This is a genomic window from Nocardioides taihuensis (genome assembly GCF_042657275.1).
Classification (GTDB): domain Bacteria; phylum Actinomycetota; class Actinomycetes; order Propionibacteriales; family Nocardioidaceae; genus Nocardioides; species Nocardioides taihuensis.
Window position 1 is genome coordinate 437,266 of record NZ_JBHSKD010000027.1, and the last position, 15,729, is coordinate 452,994.

Here is a 15,729-nt window from a genome sequence, read left to right on the forward strand (position 1 = left end):
CATGCCCGTCATCGTCGATCCCGAGAGCGAGACCCTCGCACGCCTGCTGGAGGTTCTTCCAGCCGGCGGGCACGGGGTCGAGGACCCGGAGACCCTCCAGGCCTGGTTGCAGAACCGGCCCGAGGAGTACGCCGTCGTCCTCGGTCCGCACGTGGCACTGGAGTCCGCCCTCGCGATCTCCGACGGGATGCGTCTCACCCGGCCGTCGACCAGCGTGATCCTCCTGCGCGACGAGGTCGACACACAGGTGATGCGCGAGGCCATGCACGCCGGCACCCGCGACGTCGTCCCGGCGGCCGACGCCCCGGCGATCATGAGCGCGATCGACCGCGCCTACCAGCTCTACGTCGCGCTGCGCGGTCCCGGCGGCGTCATCCACAGCGGTCGGATCGTCACGGTCTTCTCCCCCAAGGGCGGGGTGGGCAAGACCACGATGGCGGTCAACCTCGCGCTCGCCCTGACCGACAAGGGCGCCCGCAAGGTCTGCCTGGTGGACCTCGATCTCGCCTTCGGCGACGTGGCGATCACGCTGCAGCTGTTCCCGAGCCACTCGATCGAGCACGCCATCGGGTCGGAGGACTCGATCGACGCCCCGTTGCTCGAGTCGCTGATGACGCGTCACCCCGACTCCCTCATGGTGCTCGCCGCCCCCAGCCACCCCGACGTGCGCGACCGGGTCTCCCCCACGCTGATCTCCCGGGTTCTCCGCGGGCTCCGCGAGACCTTCGACTTCATCGTGGTCGACACCGCGCCGGCCTTCGACGAGCAGACGCTGACCGCGCTCGACGAGACCGACGAGTGCGTCATCGTGGCCACGCTCGACGTGCCGACGCTCAAGAACGTCAAGGTCGCCCTGGAGACGCTGGAGATGCTCAACATCGCCCGCGACCACCGGCACCTGCTGCTCAACCGCGCGGACGACGCCGTCGGCCTGGGGCCCGAGAAGGTCGAGGCGATCCTCGGCATGGAGGTGTCCGCCCGGGTCGCCACCTCGATGGACATCGCCGCGGCCACCAACTCCGGGAAGCCGATCCTGTCGGCGAACCCGGCCCACGAGTCCAGCATCACGATCCGCGAGCTCGCCGAGACGCTCACCGGCCAGCCCGAGGCACCCGTCGCGCCGGCCGGCCTGTCCGGCGGCAGCGGCGGGATGGCAGTCGACGACGACGACGACCGGAGCGGCCGCCGCTTCCGGATGCGGCGGTGACCCGATGACGACCCCGACCGTGCACGACCACCCGACCACCCGGCCCTCGGGCCCCGCACCCCAGGGGGACACAGCATGAGCAGCCTCGGAGACCGGCTCGCCGCCGCGCGGGCCGCCGCCGCGCTCCAAGCCGGCGACCTCGACGCGGCGGACACCGCCGACACCGGGTCCGCAGCGACAGCGGCAGCCACCGACACGATCAGCCAGCACAGCGCGCCCCCGGTCGAGACCGGGCTGGAGGCCGGGCTGCCCGCGCCGTCCGTCGGCAAGCGTCGTGCGGTCCCGGCCGGTGCACCGCCCGTGCCCACGTCCAACGGCACCCCCGCCGCGACCAACGGCACGTCCGCGCCGAGCTCGAACGGGACGGCCGCTCCCGTGCCGCCTCCGGAGCGGGTGACCCCGCCGACCCTGCGCCCCGCCACCCCCGACACCGGGGCGCGACGTCTGGCGCCCGCGGGAGGTGCCGGCCTCGAGGACCTCAAGCTCCAGGTGCACGCCGAGCTGCTCAAGCAGCTCGGGCCGCAGCTCTACGCCGCCGACATGGACCAGCAGGAGCTCGACCAGCGCGTCCGCGTGGTGCTCAGCGACGTGCTGGCCGACCACGAGCGGCCGATCAGCAACAAGGACCGCACCCGGATCACCCAGGAGATCAGCGACGACATCCTGGGCTACGGCCCCATCGAGCCCTTCCTGCGCGACCCGGCGGTCTCCGAGGTCATGGTCAACGGCCCCGACAGCATCTGGCTGGAGCGCTCGGGCCGCCTGACCGCCGCCGACGCTCACTTCGACGACGAGGGCCACCTGCGTCGCACCATCGACAAGATCGTCTCCCGCATCGGCCGTCGCGTCGACGAGTCGAGCCCGATGGTGGACGCCCGCCTCCCCGACGGCTCCCGTGTCAACGCGGTGATCCCGCCCCTGGCGATCGACGGCTCGGCGCTCACGATCCGCAAGTTCTCCGCCGACCCGCTCACCGTGCAGAACCTCATCGAGTTCGGCTCGCTGTCACCCTCCACCGCCGACTTCCTCGACGCGTGCGTGCGTGGCCGCCTCAACGTGATCGTCTCTGGCGGTACCGGCGCCGGCAAGACGACCACCCTCAACGTGCTGTCGTCGTTCATCCCGGGCGACGAGCGGATCGTCACCATCGAGGACGCCGCTGAGCTCCAGCTCAAGCAGGAGCACGTGGTCCGTCTCGAGTCGCGCCCCAACAACATCGAGGGCAAGGGCGCGGTGACCATCCGCGACCTGGTGAAGAACAGCCTGCGCATGCGCCCCGACCGCATCATCGTCGGTGAGGTCCGCGACGCCTCGGCGCTCGACATGCTGCAGGCCATGAACACCGGTCACGACGGCTCGATCTGCACCCTGCACTCCAACGGTCCCCGCGACACCCTGGCCCGCATGGAGACCATGGTGCTGATGGCCGGCATGGACCTGCCGGTGCGCGCGATCCGCGAGCAGGTCGCCTCCGCGGTGGACCTGATCGTGCACCAGGCCCGCCTCAAGGACGGCTCGCGCCGGATCACCCACATCACCGAGGTGGAGCGGATGGAGGGCGACGTGATCACGCTCCAGGACGTCTTCCTGTTCGACCACGACGCCGGCTTCGACGAGGACGGCCGGGCGCGGGGCACGCTGCGGCCCACCGGGCTGCGGCCGAAGTTCCTGGAGAAGATGTCGCACGTCAACGTCCACGTCGACCCGATGATCTTCGCCGAGGGTCGGCTGTGACGAGGACGTCCGGGACCCGCCGCGGGGTCCTCCGCCCGGGTCGCGCGATCGTCGCCGCGGCCGCGGTCGTGCTGCTCGCCGGCGCGCCGGCGACCGCCACGCCGGAGGCGGGTGACGCCGCGATCACGCACGTCGAGCCCGACGCCGCCGGCGTCCAGATCCTGGTGTCGGTGCCGGCCGACGCCGAGGTCGACCTCGAGGGCGTCACCGTCGAGATCGACGGTCAGGACGCCACCGCCACGGCAGCGCTCGCCTCGACGACCGACGTCCAGCGGACCGCTGTCCTCACGATCGACACCAGCAACTCGATGAAGGGCGAGCGGTTCGCCGCCGCCAAGCAGGCCGCGCTCACCTTCCTCGACACCGTCCCCGACGACGTCTACGTCGGCATCGTCACGTTCGACAGCACCGTCGAGGACGCGCTGGAGCCGACGCTCGACCGCGACGCCGCGCGCACCGTCGTCCAGGGCCTCGAGCTCGGCCCCGAGACCGCCCTCTACGACGGCATCGTCGACGCGACCGCCCTGGCGGGCGAGGACGGCCAGCGGTCGCTGCTCGTCCTCTCCGACGGCGCCGACAACAACAGCAAGGCGACCCTCGACGACGCCACCAAGGCGGTCGAGGACGCCGAGGTGCTCGTCGACGTCGTGTCGCTCGGGCAGACGGGCGAGGACCTCGCCGCGCTCGAGGACGTCGCCGACGCCGGCCAGGGCCAGGTCATCGACGCCGACCCGGCGGCGCTCAAGGCAGCCTTCTCCGCCGAGGCGGACGTGCTGGCCCGCCAGGTGCTGGTGACCGCCCAGGTGCCCGACAGCGTCACGGCCGAGGAGGCCACGGTGCTGGTCAGCCTCCCCTCCGACACCGGTCCGGTGTCCGCCTCCGCCTTCTCCACCATCAAGGCGGCGCCGGCCGAGGAGGTCCCGGCCGAGCAGTTCGTCATCCCGGCGGCCGACAGCGGTGGCTTCGTCCTGCCGACCGCGGCGATGTACGGCGGCCTCGTCGCCATCGGCATCGGTCTGCTCGCCCTCCTGATCGTGTTCGTGCCCCGCAAGCAGGGTCCGCTCACCGCCGAGGAGACGGCTGCCACCTACACGGCGCGTACGAGCGGCAAGCGCTCCGCCAAGCGGGCGAAGGTGGAGCCCGACGCCGCGCTGGCGGGCGCCAAGGACGCGGCGGCCGCGGTGCTCGCGGCCAACCAGGGCTTCGAGGCCAAGGTGGCCGCCCGGCTCGAGCAGGCCGGCTCCCCCTTCAAGCCCGCAGAGTGGCTGCTGATCCACACCGGCATCTTCATCGGCGCCGGCGCGGTGGGCCTGCTGCTCGGCGGCGGGGGTCTGTTCCTCGGGCTGGTCTTCCTCGCCCTCGGCGCGATCATCCCCTGGTTCTGGCTGGGCTGGAAGAAGAACCGGCGCCGCAAGTCGTTCGACGGCTCGCTCCCCAACACGCTGCAGCTGATCTCCGGCTCGCTCGCCGCCGGTCTGTCGCTGGCCCAGTCGGTGGACACCGTGGTCCGCGAGGGGCAGGAGCCCATCGCGAGCGAGTTCCGCCGGGCGCTGGTCGAGACCCGCCTGGGCGTCGGTCTCGAGGACGCGCTCGAGGCCGTGGGCCAGCGCTTCGACAGCAAGGACTTCGCGTGGGTCGTGATGGCGATCCGGATCCAGCGCCAGGTCGGCGGCAACCTGGCCGAGCTCCTCGACTCGGTCGCCGAGACGATGCGCGAGCGCGAGTACATGCGGCGCCAGGTCGCCGCGCTGGCCGCGGAGGGCAAGCTCTCGGCCTGGGTGCTCGGCGGGTTGCCCCTGATCTTCCTGGTGTACCTGTACCTGTCGAACCGCGAGTACGTGATGCCGCTGTTCACCGAGCCGATCGGCTGGATGATGCTGCTCGGCGGCGCCGTCCTGCTCTCGGTCGGCATCTTCTGGATGAGTCGCCTGGTCAAGGTGGAGGTGTGAGATGACCATCTTGCTGGTGATGGGCGGGATCCTGATCCTGCTGGCGATCGTCATCGTCGGTCAGGCCATGAGCGCCAGCGAGCCGCGCGGCCTCAACCGCTCGCTCGCGGTGCTCGAGGCGATGACCAACGCGCCGAGCGAGCTGACCAAGGACCTCGACAAGTCGTTCCAGGAGCGGGTGCTCGCGCCGGCGCGGGCGGCCTCCCTGCGGCTCGGGCGCCGCTTCATCGGCGCCGACGCCGGTGAGCGCTACCGGGTCAAGCTCGACGTCGCGGGCAACCCGGGGGGCTGGACCGTCGACCGGGTGATCGCGAGCAAGGTGATGGGACTGATCGCCGGCGGCGTGATCGGTCTGGTCCTGGCCGTGGTCCTCACCGGCAGCGTGCTCTGGTTCGTGGTGGTCTTCGGCGGCATCGCGCTCGCCGGCTACATGGCGCCCAACATGTACCTCTACCAGAAGTCGTACGACCGCTCGAGCCGGCTGCAGCGCGACCTGCCCGACGCGATCGACCTGATGACGATCAGCGTGGAGTCGGGTCTCGGCTTCGACGCGGCCATCCAACAGGTGGCCAAGAACACCGAGGGCCCGCTGGCCGACGAGTTCACCCGGATGCTCGGAGAGATGCAGATCGGCGCCTCCCGCTCGGAGTCCCTCCGGGCCATGGCCGAACGCACCAACGTGGGCGACGTCAAGACGTTCGTCAGCGCGATGGTGCAGGCCGACGCCTTCGGCATCCCGATCGCCCAGGTGCTGCGCGTGCAGTCGTCGGAGATCCGGACCAAGCGCCGGCAGCGCGCGGAGGAGAAGGCCCAGCAGGTGCCGGTGAAGATCACCATCCCGCTGATCTTCTGCATCCTCCCGTGCCTGTTCCTCGCGGTCATGGGGCCGGCGGTGATCAGCATCATGGCCAACTTCAGCGGGAAATGATCACTCTCGCCGGGGGCACACACCTCGCCCGGCTCGCCGTCAGCGCCCGCATCTTCGGCCTGGTGGTGCTGTCGGGGCCGGTGTTGTGGTCCGGCGGGAGCACGATGGGGCTGGCCCTCGTCGCCGTGGCGATGATCTGGGTGCTGGCCACCGGCGCCGAGAGGCTCGGCCTCGACAGCACCGTCACGATCGTGCTCGAGGGAGCACTGATCGGCACGGTGTGTGCGCTGTCGGTCGACGCCAGCCTCGCCGTGCTGGGCGCGCTGGCGGTGCCGCCGTTCACCGCGGCCCTGCGCCGGGGACTGCTCGGCGCGGCGCTGTCGGTCTCGGCGGAGCTGGTCGCGCTCGTCGGCTTCGCGGTCGCCGCCCACGGCTCGCTCGACACCGAGCAGGGAGCCGGCACGTTCACCTGGATCGTCACCGGTGCCGGCCTCGGGCTGATCGGCACCTTCCTCCACTCGACCGCCGCCCACGAGAGCGACCCGCTCACGCCCTACCGCGACGCGCAGCAGCTGATCCGCGAGCTGACCGACATCTCGCGGGGCCTGTCCTCGGGGCTCGACCCCTTCACCCTGGGCGCGGCCATCGCCGCCGCGGTCCGCGACGAGCTCCCGCTGACGGCCGTCTCCGTGCTCGTCCCCCGCGACGACGAGCTCACCCCGCTGGTGGCCGACGCCGAGGGACAGGGACTGGACGCCGGCACCGCGGCCGCCACGCCCGCCCTGGACGATCTGGCGACCCTGGCCTTCGGCTCCCGTCGCTCGGAGTTCGCCGAGAACGCGTTCGCACTGCCGCTGGTGTCCGACACGCGGGTGGTGGCCGTCGTGGCCGGCGCCTGGTCGCACCGGGTCGGCCTCGAGTCGCTGCAGGTGGCGCGCCACCTCGACTCCCTGGCGGACCGGCTGCGGGCCACGGCCGTGCAGCTCGACACGGCCCTGCTCTTCGCGACACTGCGCGACACCGCCACCGCGAGCGAGCGCCGTCGCCTCGCCCGCGAGATGCACGACGGCATCGCCCAGGACATCGCCTCGCTCGGCTACCTCGTCGACGGGCTCGCCGCCCGCGCGACGACGCCGGAGCAGGCGGCGCAGCTCCAGGTGCTGCGCGAGCGCATCACCACCGTCGTCGCGGACGTCCGGCAGTCGGTGAAGTCGTTGCGGACCGAGGTCGGGGCCAACGCCAGCCTCGGCGCCGCGATCGCCGGGCTGGCCCGCCACCTCAGCGACGCCTCCGGCATCCCGATCCAGGTGACGGTGGACGAGCGCACCGCACGGCTCCGCCCGGAGGTCGAGTCCGAGCTGCTCCGCATCGCCCAGGAGGCGATGACCAACGCGGTCAAGCACGCCCGACCGTCGGTGATCGAGGTCCGCTGCCTCGTCGACGCCCCGGCCGCGCGGATCGAGGTGCACGACGACGGCACCGGTCTCGGGCCGCCCCGCCCCGACTCCCAGGGCCTCGAGGTGATGCGCGAGCGCGCCCACCTCGTCGACGCGGTGCTCACCGTCGAGAACGCTCCTCCCCACGGCACCCGGGTCGTCGTGGACCTCCCGGCCCGCGCGCCCGCACCCGTGCGCGAGCCTCGTGTCCCGGCCGCCGCTCCTGCCACCGGGTCCATCGCCACCACCACCGAGACCGAAGAGGCCAGGGTGACCGCATGAGCGACCTCGCCGGCGCCCGGGCACCGATCACCGTCCTTCTCGTCGACGACCACGACCTGATCCGCGACGGTCTCACCGGCGCCTTCGGCCTCGAGCCGGCCACGCGGGTGGTCGGTGCGGCCAAGACGGTCACCGAGGCCCTCGCGCTCTATGACGAGCTCTCCCCCGACGTCGTCGTCACCGACCTCCAGCTCCCGGACGGCACCGGGCTCGACATCGTGCGGACGGTGCGCCGCGAGACCGCGAACGGCGGTGACGTCGGCCTGGTGGTGCTGACGATGCACTCGGGCGACGAGCAGATCTTCGCCTCGATGGAGGCGGGCGCATCGGCGTTCGTCGGCAAGGACGCGCCCTCCACCGAGGTGGTGAAGGCCGCCCTGCACTCCGCGAGGTCACCCCGGTCGTTCCTGTGCGCCGCACTCGCGGACGCCGTGCTGCGCAGGGCCCAGAACACGGCCAGCCAGCTGACCACCCGCGAGCACGACGTCCTCCTGCTGCTCGCCGACGGCCTGAGCGCGGCCGACATCGGCGCCCGCCTGCACCTGAGCGAGTCGACGGTGAAGTCGCACGTGGCGCGGATCTACCAGAAGCTCGGCGCCGCCAACCGCGCCCAGGCCCTTGTCACCGCGATGCGGGTGGGCCTGCTCTCCTCGATGCAGCCGGTGCGCAAGGACCTCGGCGGCTGACCCGGTCGGGCCATGGCCAGGCGCCAGGACCACGGGTGGAGGGGGCCGCTGATGGCCCGAATTGACTACCCAAGTGGATCCGAAGAACCGATCACACGAACCCCGATCTTGACCCAAACTTGAGTCGTGGAGGTCTCCCGGCCTCCCTCACGTGAAATAGGTGGGAGAAAGGAACCCCCCCATGCTGGACTACCTGCGCATTCTGCTCAACGCTCGCTTCGCCAAGGAGGAGCGCGGCGCCTCGGCCGTGGAGTACGGCCTGCTGATCGCCGGCATCGCGGCGCTCATCGTGCTCGTCGTGTTCGCCTTCGGTGGCACCATCCAGGGTGTCTTCCAGGACACCTGCGACGCCATCCAGTCCGGTTCGGGCAGCGGTAGCTGCGCCTGACCGACTGACTGACGTCAGTACTGCTAGCACGACCGAGAGAGAAGGTGTTCGAGATGGAACGTGACGACGTCACGCCGGAGGTCCGCGATGACCGCGGCGCCTCCGCGGTGGAGTACGGCCTCCTGATCGCAGGGATCGCAGCGGTCATCGTGCTGGTCATCTTCGCCCTGGGTGGGGTCGTCAGCGGCCAGTACTCGGACACCTGCGGCTCGGTGAGGAACGCCCTCGGCTCGAACAGCTGCTGAGGGCGGCACCAGTCGGGCTCGCCCGGCTCGGTCTTCGGACCGGGCCGGGCGTTTCCGCATTTCGTGGGGAGACCCGCACGGGTCAGTCCCGCTCGAGCGACCGGGCCAGGGCGATCCGCTGCAGGGCGGTCGGGTGGCTGCCGAACCACCACTGCGACCAGGCCGGCGGCGTCGGGTCCGCCAGCGCCTTCTCAGCCAGGCGGCGCTGCATCGCCTCGAAAGCCCCCGGATCACCGGTGACCGCGAGGGCGTCGGCGTCGGCCCGGGCCTCGATCCGGCGGCTCACGGCATTCTCCAGCGGGCTCGCGAGCAGTGAGCCCACCGCGACGAGGGCGAGCACGAGCGGCACGACCCGCGGGTCGGCCATGCCGACGCCCGTACGGCGACCCAGCGCCCCGACGAGGAGGCCGAGCAGCCCGACGGCGGCGAAGACCCCGACCGCGCCCAGCACGGACCCGGTCACGACGTCGCGGTGCTTGGCGTGCGCGAGCTCGTGCGCCACCACCGAGAGCGCCTGGTCGCGCGGCAGGTCGTCGACCAGCGTGTCGTAGAGGACGACGCGCCGGGTGCTGCCGAAGCCCGAGACGTAGGCGTTGAGCGTGGTGGTGCGGCGCGAGGCGTCTGCCACCAGCACGTCGTCGACGTTCACGCCCTCCTGGTCGGCGAGGTCGAGCACGTCGGTCCGGAGCTGGCCCGGCGGGAGGGGCTCGAAGTCGTTGAAGAGCGGCTCGACGAGCAGCGGGTAGACGAACGACGCGCCCAGCACCAGCAGTCCCAGCACCCCACCGGCCACGACCGGCCACGCACGAGGCAGGCGGCGCGCGGTGCCGACCAGCACCAGCAGCGCCAGGCTGGTGATCACCACCCCGACGCCGACCGAGCGGGCGACGTCGAGGAGCCACGCCCCCGTCCCCTGGGTGGACAGCCCCACCCTCACCTGCTCCCGGTGCAGCCCGAGTCCGAGCGGCAACGTCGCGAGGCGGCCGACGACCGCGAGCAGGGAGACGGCCAGGACCACGACGCACCACCACGGCCCGGGCAGCCGCCCGACCAGCGCGCGGCCGGCCCGGGTGAAGCCCAGCACGCACGCCACGACGACCGACACGCCCAGCGACGACCACGACCAGGCCCGCGCCGCGCGCGCGTAGGCCTCGGCGCGTTCGAGGAAGGCCGGGTCGAACACGTCGGAGGCAGCCGGGAGGTGGAGCCCGGCCACGACGTCCGGCGGCACCAGCACCCGGGCCAGCGCCAGGAGAGCCGCTCCCCCGCCCAGGGCGACCGCCAGGGCGGCGGTGCGCTCGGGGGGACGCCCGCTCATGCCAGCCCCCGCAGGACGTCCTGCCAGCGGGTGGTCAGCTCGGCCTCGGTCATCCCGGTCTCGCGCACGAGCGCCCGCCCCGGGGGCTCACCGGCCGACACCCGCCGGTAGACGGCCAGCAGCGCGTCCTCCCCGGCCACCTGCGCCACGAGGCGGCAGGCCAGCCAGGCTGCCTCGTACGCCGCGCCGAGGTGCGGCGTGGTGGTGTCGAACTCTGCCGTGCCGGGGAGGGCGTCGGGCACTCCGTCGCGACGGACCTGCTGGGCGACCTGCCGTGCGGTGACCGCGAGCGGCAGGCGGACGTCGCGCAGGGCGACGTAGTCCGCGAAGCCCTCGAGGAGCCACACGGGCACGTCGGCCGTCGCGGCCCGTGTCGCGACGTGCGTGGCCTCGTGCGCCATCACGACGCGTGCGCCGCGCGGCTCGAGGCGGTCGAAGACCTCGGGGTTCACGAAGACGTGCACCGGAGCGCGGGGGCCCAGCGACCCGTCGACGCTGCTGGTGACCGCGGCGATCGCGGCGTACCTCCCGTGCTCCGCGCCCAGCGTGTCGTCCAGCGCGTCCGCCGAGCGCGGCACCTCCACGACGAGGCGCGGACGCCAGCCCTGCAGCACCCGGTGCACGGTCGGCACGGCTCGGTCGGCGAGCGCGGCGTAGCGGTCGGCGAGGGCTGCCGGCCCGTCGACGAGCACGAGCGAGTCGGCGTCGCGGCGCACCTGCACCGGCCCGGTGAGCCACAGGGGCGTCCGCCGGCCTCCGCCACCGACCCCGGTGATCGCGACCCCACCGGCGTCGTCGGGCACGAAGCCGACCCGGACCTCCGTCCTCGCCGGCGTCCTGTCGAAGCCGGCGAACTGCCAGGTCGTGTCCACCGCGGCCGACCACGCACCGTCGTCCCCGACGGCGCCGAGCTCGTCGACGTAGCGCAGGTCGACGTCCTCGACCCGGGCCGCGCCGGCGTTGGTCACGACGCCCGCCAGGGCCTCCGCGGCCGCCGGGTCGTCCTCGGGCGCTAGGGCACGCGCCGCGCCGATGTCACCGGACCGGACGGCGTCCACCAGCTCCGCCAGGGCGTCCGCTGCCGCGTCGGGCTGGGCGGAGGCCACCGGGCTGTCCGGCACGGGCGCGGTGTACGTGTCGTCGCGCAGCACCCACCAGGCGAGGCCGGCGAGGAGCAGCAGGCCCAGGCACGACGAGAGGCCGACCACCCACCGACGTGGGTGACCGGCCCCTGCGAGGCGTGCTGGTGGCTGCGGGTCAGCCAGGGCGGACGGCTCCGCTGAACGGCATCGAGAACACGCCGGCGACCCGGACTCCGGTGCTCGGGTTGGCGGCGTCGACGATCTGGCCGTTGCCGATGTAGATGCCCACGTGGCTGATCGGCTGGTAGTAGAAGACCAGGTCACCGGGCTGCAGGTCGCTGGAGGCCACCTGCGGGCCCGAGCTGTACTGGGCGCTCGAGGAGTGCGGCAGCGAGACGCCGGCGGCGCCCCAGGCGGCCATGGTCAGGCCCGAGCAGTCGTACGCGTCGGGACCGGTGGCGCCGTACACGTAGGCGTCGCCCACCTGGTCGAGGGCGTACTGCACGGCCACGCCGGCGCGGCCGGAGACCGGCACGTTGGCGTAACGCACGGTGCTGCTGCGCGACGTGGACGTCGTCGGCGCCGGGGCGGGTGCCGCCGCGGCCTGGAGTCGACCGAGCAGCTCCTTGGCCTGGGCGAGCTTGTCGTCGATGGTGGCCTTCTCGTCGGCCAGCTGCTGCTTGGTCTTCGCCATCTCCGCGAGCCGCTCGGCGGTCGCGTCGTGACGGATGTCGAGGGCCTTGAGCTCGCGCGAGTAGTCGTCGAAGAGCTGCGACTGGAGATCGTTGAAGGCCGACATCGTCGAGAGCTTGTCGAGGAACGCCTGCGGGTCCTCGGACACGACGACCTGGCCGACCGCGGACATGCCCTGGCCCTCGTACTGGCGGACCACGCTGTCGCGCACCTGCTCGCGCACGGCGGACAACCTGGCGTCCTGGCGACGCTCGTCGGCCTTGAGGGAGCCGAGGTCGCGCTTGAGCTCCGTGAGCTCGAGGCGGGCGTCGTTGTAGCGCTCCGAGGCCTGCTCGGCCTCGTGGTAGAGGCGGTTGACCTGGGCCTTGACGTCGTCGACGTCGGGCTCTGCCGAGGCGCTCCCCGGCACGAGGCCGAGAACGGCGACGGTCGCGAAGATGGAGCAGGCAGCAGCGATGAGTCGCTTCCGACCGTTCAACACGAGCGGGCGGTCTCCTTGGGGTGTCGTTACGCCTACCGGGTGAGCTGTCGGGTTCGGGCACGACGTGTCCCTACACCTGCTCCTCGACCGCGTCCCCCGACACAGTCGCCTTGCAGGCGATTCACCCCAGGGAAGTGGTTCCCCGGCTCCTCGGCCCCCATCGCTGGCGACCTCGGACTCGGCGCGGAACTCGCGCGGACCCGGACTGATCCACTTCCACGAGCTCCTGAGCAAGCACCCTAACCACTGGCCGGAGAAGCCGCCAAGTCACCCCGGTGGGTCGGCCCGAAATCACACCGACTTCACGCCCGGACGGGTGAGGCAGGTCACGCCGCAGGTCACATGGGCACCTCCTGCCACGGGGGCAACTCCGGTCACACGGGACACACGACTCACGCCGACTCGATCACCGGCCCGTCGACCGGCTCCACGAGCCGCAGAGGCGGCACCAGGCCGCCGGCGGCCAGGACGTCGAGCGCGCGGCGCTCGTCGTCGTCGAAGGTCAGCTCGGGTGGGGGCCCGAGGAGCACCGTCACCACGCAGTCGTGGCAGGCGAGCCCCCTCACCACGCAGGTGTCGCAGTCGATCCGTGTCGTCATGGAGGCAGTCCAGCAGGCCCCACCGACACCTCGCCCGTTCTCCCGCGCGCACGGCCCTCCTTCGCGCACAATGGGGCGGTGTCCACTCCGCTCTCGGGGCCGCGCCGCCGTGTCCTGCTGCCGATCGTCGTGCTGCTGGGGTGCGCGCTCGTCTACCTGGCGACGGTCGCCACCGGCCTGGTCAACACGGATGCTCGCTCAGCCAGCCTGGGCGGGTGGCGGATCGCCTCGACCGGTGCGCCCTGGATGGACGACGTCGACGTGAGCGTCGCCGACACCACCGACCCGGAGACGGACATCTACGACGCCCGCGTGTTCAACTTCGAGGCGCCCAACGGCCACATGGTCGTGCACCGGTCCCCGGGCGTCGTCGCGGCGGCCGTGCCGGCGTACTGGCTCTCGGGCGAGGGCCCCGACGAGTCGGAGTTCAGCATCGACCCGGGCGCACGGATGGCCGCGCTCCTGGCCGCGACGGGCGTCCTGCTGCTGTTCCTCACCCTGCGCTCGCGGATGCGCGACTCGGAGGCGGTGCTGGCCACGGCGGTGTTCGCGCTGACCACGCCGATGTGGAGCGTGGTCGGCAACTCGCTGTGGACCCACTGCATCACCCTGCTCGGCATCTTCGGGATGAGCTGGGCCGCCTCACGCGAGCGGTGGTGGCTCGTCGGCCTCTTCGGCGGGATCGCCCTGTGGGGGCGCCTGCACACCACCCTGATCGTGGCCGTGCTGGGTCTCGGCGTGGCGTGGTCCCGCCGGCGACCCGACATCGCGGTCAAGGTCGGGGTGGTCAGCGGGGGCTTCCTCGGCCTGGCGTCCGTGTGGAGTCACTGGATGTACGGCACCTGGAACCCCGCTGGTGGCTACGGCAGCAACAACCTCGAGAGCGTGGCCACCGGAGGCTTCGTCACGGGCTTCTGGAACCAGGTGGCGAACCACTTCGGGCTGTGGGTGTCACCCGACCGCGGCGTCCTCGTCTGGACGCCGCTGCTGCTGCTGCTGCTCCCGGCCGTGGTGCGCGAGTGGCGCGACCTCCCCGACTGGGCGCGCTGGCTCCCGGTCGGCGGGATCCTCTACATGCTGGTGCAGGGACAGCTCAACGAGTTCATGGGTGGCGACGGGTTCTACGGCCAGCGGCTCGGCATGGAGCTCCTCGCCTGCGTCGCCCCGGCGTACGCGTTCAGCGCCCACCGGATGGGCACGTGGGCCAAGCGGCTCTGCGGCCCGGTCGTGGGGCTGCAGTTCGCCGCCATCTCGCTCGGCGCGATCTCGGAGGGCTTCCTGCTCCACCGTGAGGACGCCTGGACCGACAACGCGTTCGTGCTCGCCCTGCGGACCCTGCCGGTCGTGGGCTTCTGGGCGGTGCTGATGGTCGCCGTCGGATGGCTGGCCGGGCGCGTCTGGCAGGAGCGCCGTGCCCGCGCCGAGACCCCGACGCCGTCGCCCGAGGTCATCCACTCCGCTGCATGAGGGCGAGCAGGCCCTCGCTGCCGGCGAGCCGCGCACCCTCGCGCACGACGTCGCCGCCGAGCTCGCGGTCGTTCGTCACGACCACGACCACGCGTCCGGCCGGCTCGGCGGCTACCAGGTCGCGGATCACGTCGTCGGCGATCACGCCGTAGGGACTGAAGAGCACCTTGACGCCCCGGGGCGCTGAGACGACCGGGCGGGACTCGCTGCCGGCGGCGTCGAAGACCACGGTGGTCTCGGCGCCGGTGCGGGCGACGAGGGGCGCGATCTCGCGGAGCAGGCGGGTGCGCTGTGCCTCGAGGCTCGAGCTCGGCCAGGCGGTCTTGCTGACGTTGTAGCCGTCGACGACCAGCCGGGACCGTGGCATGGCCAGGTACTGCTCGAGCAGGGCGGGGCTCGAGGGGCCCAGCGCGCCGGCCCCCGAGTGTGGCCGGGAGCCCTCCTGCGCCGCCAGTGCGGCCTCGACGCGGTCGGAGGGCGTGCCGGACGCCGAGGGCAGCGAGAGCTCGCGCTGCAGCCCGGCGGCGGCGTCGAGCACGGTGTCGAGCAGCACCCGCGCCCGCAGGGTCGCGTCGTCGCGCTCGCTGCGGGCGGACCGGCGGCCCTCGGCCGCGGCCTCCTCGTGCTGCTGGAGCCGGGCGCGGACCTGCCGCAGCTCACGCTCGGCCGCGGCGGCGGCGGTGCGCGCCGCGGCCCGCTCGGCGGTGAGCTCCTGACGGGCCTGCTCGGCCTCGGCCGTCGTCGTACGGACCTGGGTGCGGGTCTCCCCCAGCTTGCGGCGCAGGTCGGCGTTCTCGGCCTTGAGCGCCGCGAGCTCCTCGCGGTGCCGCGCCCGGGCCTCGCGCAGCGCCTGCTCGGCCTGCTCGGCGGCCCGCTGCAACCGCTCGGTGCGCTCACGTTCGGCCCCCGATGCCTCCGCGCGCTCGGCCAGTCGACCCACGGCGCGGTCCACGACGTCCTGCCAGCCCTCGGGACGCACCAACCAGGCCAGCCCGGCGAGCTCGACGGGGTCGGCCTCGTCGGGGTGGGTGACCAGCTCGGACAGCGGGGTGGCCAGGACGGCGGTGACCTGGGTGGCGACGCGCTCGCGGAACGCGTCGTCGCCGTCGAGGGCCACGGCCAGCTGCTGGCCGGCCGCGCGGGCGCGGCGCGCCGGCGCGAAGGCCGCGACCTTGCGCAACGGCGCCGGCAGGTCGGGCACCGAGGGCAGCACCTCGGCCGTCAGGGCGGACACGCGCGTGCGCACCTGCTCGGGCAGCTGCGCCAGCGGGGTCCCGTTCGCGGTCATCGCGCC

At 72.8% G+C, this 15,729-nt stretch carries 14 protein-coding genes and 1 riboswitch; of the genes, 9 read left to right on the forward strand and 5 right to left on the reverse strand.

The genetic code is table 11. From position 1 onward, the window contains the following. Window position 1: 1 nt before the first annotated feature. The 8 genes from ACFPGP_RS20050 (at window position 2) to ACFPGP_RS20085 (ending at window position 8,795) form a co-directional block, all read left to right on the forward strand. Window positions 2-1,207 (forward strand): AAA family ATPase, encoded by a 1,206-nt coding sequence (locus ACFPGP_RS20050; RefSeq protein ID WP_378592808.1) that lies wholly within the window; start codon window positions 2-4, stop codon window positions 1,205-1,207. 75 nt (window positions 1,208-1,282) lie between these two features. Further along, window positions 1,283-2,941, forward strand: coding sequence for a CpaF family protein (locus tag ACFPGP_RS20055; protein WP_378592810.1), 1,659 nt, complete (start codon window positions 1,283-1,285; stop codon window positions 2,939-2,941). Further along, complete coding sequence (locus ACFPGP_RS20060) at window positions 2,938-4,890, forward strand: type II secretion system F family protein (RefSeq protein ID WP_378592812.1); 1,953 nt, start codon at window positions 2,938-2,940, stop codon at window positions 4,888-4,890. The genes ACFPGP_RS20055 and ACFPGP_RS20060 overlap by 4 nt, the downstream gene beginning before the upstream one ends. A gap of 1 nt (window position 4,891) precedes the next feature. Next, window positions 4,892-5,818 carry a type II secretion system F family protein gene (locus ACFPGP_RS20065; protein WP_378592814.1) on the forward strand — a complete coding sequence of 309 codons (927 nt, stop codon included), beginning with the start codon at window positions 4,892-4,894 and terminating at the stop codon, window positions 5,816-5,818. Then, window positions 5,815-7,476, forward strand: a complete 1,662-nt coding sequence (locus tag ACFPGP_RS20070; RefSeq protein ID WP_378592816.1) for a sensor histidine kinase — start codon at window positions 5,815-5,817, stop codon at window positions 7,474-7,476. Before ACFPGP_RS20065 ends, ACFPGP_RS20070 begins: the two co-directional genes overlap by 4 nt. Continuing rightward, the gene (locus ACFPGP_RS20075; RefSeq protein WP_378592818.1) at window positions 7,473-8,162 is read left to right on the forward strand and encodes a response regulator; all 690 of its coding nucleotides are present in this window, start codon (window positions 7,473-7,475) and stop codon (window positions 8,160-8,162) included. Before ACFPGP_RS20070 ends, ACFPGP_RS20075 begins: the two co-directional genes overlap by 4 nt. 181 nt (window positions 8,163-8,343) lie before the next feature. After that, the gene (locus ACFPGP_RS20080; RefSeq protein WP_378592819.1) at window positions 8,344-8,550 is read left to right on the forward strand and encodes a Flp family type IVb pilin; all 207 of its coding nucleotides are present in this window, start codon (window positions 8,344-8,346) and stop codon (window positions 8,548-8,550) included. Window positions 8,551-8,603: 53 nt separating this feature from the next. Beyond that, a complete protein-coding gene (locus tag ACFPGP_RS20085; RefSeq protein WP_378592821.1) occupies window positions 8,604-8,795 on the forward strand; it encodes a Flp family type IVb pilin in 192 nt (63 codons plus the stop codon). Between the two features lie 82 nt (window positions 8,796-8,877). On the opposite strand, the gene ACFPGP_RS20090 is transcribed toward ACFPGP_RS20085, so the two are convergent. The 4 genes from ACFPGP_RS20090 to ACFPGP_RS20105 form a co-directional block, all read right to left on the reverse strand. Beyond that, window positions 8,878-10,113 (reverse strand): M48 family metallopeptidase, encoded by a 1,236-nt coding sequence (locus ACFPGP_RS20090; RefSeq protein ID WP_378592822.1) that lies wholly within the window; start codon window positions 10,111-10,113, stop codon window positions 8,878-8,880. Beyond that, window positions 10,110-11,321 (reverse strand): gluzincin family metallopeptidase, encoded by a 1,212-nt coding sequence (locus ACFPGP_RS20095; RefSeq protein ID WP_378592824.1) that lies wholly within the window; start codon window positions 11,319-11,321, stop codon window positions 10,110-10,112. Before ACFPGP_RS20095 ends, ACFPGP_RS20090 begins: the two co-directional genes overlap by 4 nt. A 49-nt stretch (window positions 11,322-11,370) precedes the next feature. Continuing rightward, window positions 11,371-12,369 carry a C40 family peptidase gene (locus ACFPGP_RS20100; RefSeq protein ID WP_378592826.1) on the reverse strand — a complete coding sequence of 333 codons (999 nt, stop codon included), beginning with the start codon at window positions 12,367-12,369 and terminating at the stop codon, window positions 11,371-11,373. Window positions 12,370-12,384: 15 nt separating this feature from the next. Further along, a riboswitch (cyclic di-AMP (ydaO/yuaA leader) is annotated at window positions 12,385-12,563 on the reverse strand. 198 nt (window positions 12,564-12,761) lie between these two features. Then, complete coding sequence (locus tag ACFPGP_RS20105; protein WP_378592828.1) at window positions 12,762-12,968, reverse strand: hypothetical protein; 207 nt, start codon at window positions 12,966-12,968, stop codon at window positions 12,762-12,764. A gap of 78 nt (window positions 12,969-13,046) precedes the next feature. Here ACFPGP_RS20105 and ACFPGP_RS20110 point away from each other — a divergent pair, with 78 nt between their 5' ends. Further along, window positions 13,047-14,435, forward strand: coding sequence for a hypothetical protein (locus ACFPGP_RS20110; RefSeq protein WP_378592830.1), 1,389 nt, complete (start codon window positions 13,047-13,049; stop codon window positions 14,433-14,435). Here ACFPGP_RS20110 and ACFPGP_RS20115 read toward each other — a convergent pair. Then, entirely contained in the window at window positions 14,416-15,723 is a 1,308-nt protein-coding gene (locus tag ACFPGP_RS20115) for an NYN domain-containing protein (RefSeq protein WP_378592832.1), read from the reverse strand. The genes ACFPGP_RS20110 and ACFPGP_RS20115 overlap by 20 nt on opposite strands. Window positions 15,724-15,729: the final 6 nt, after the last annotated feature.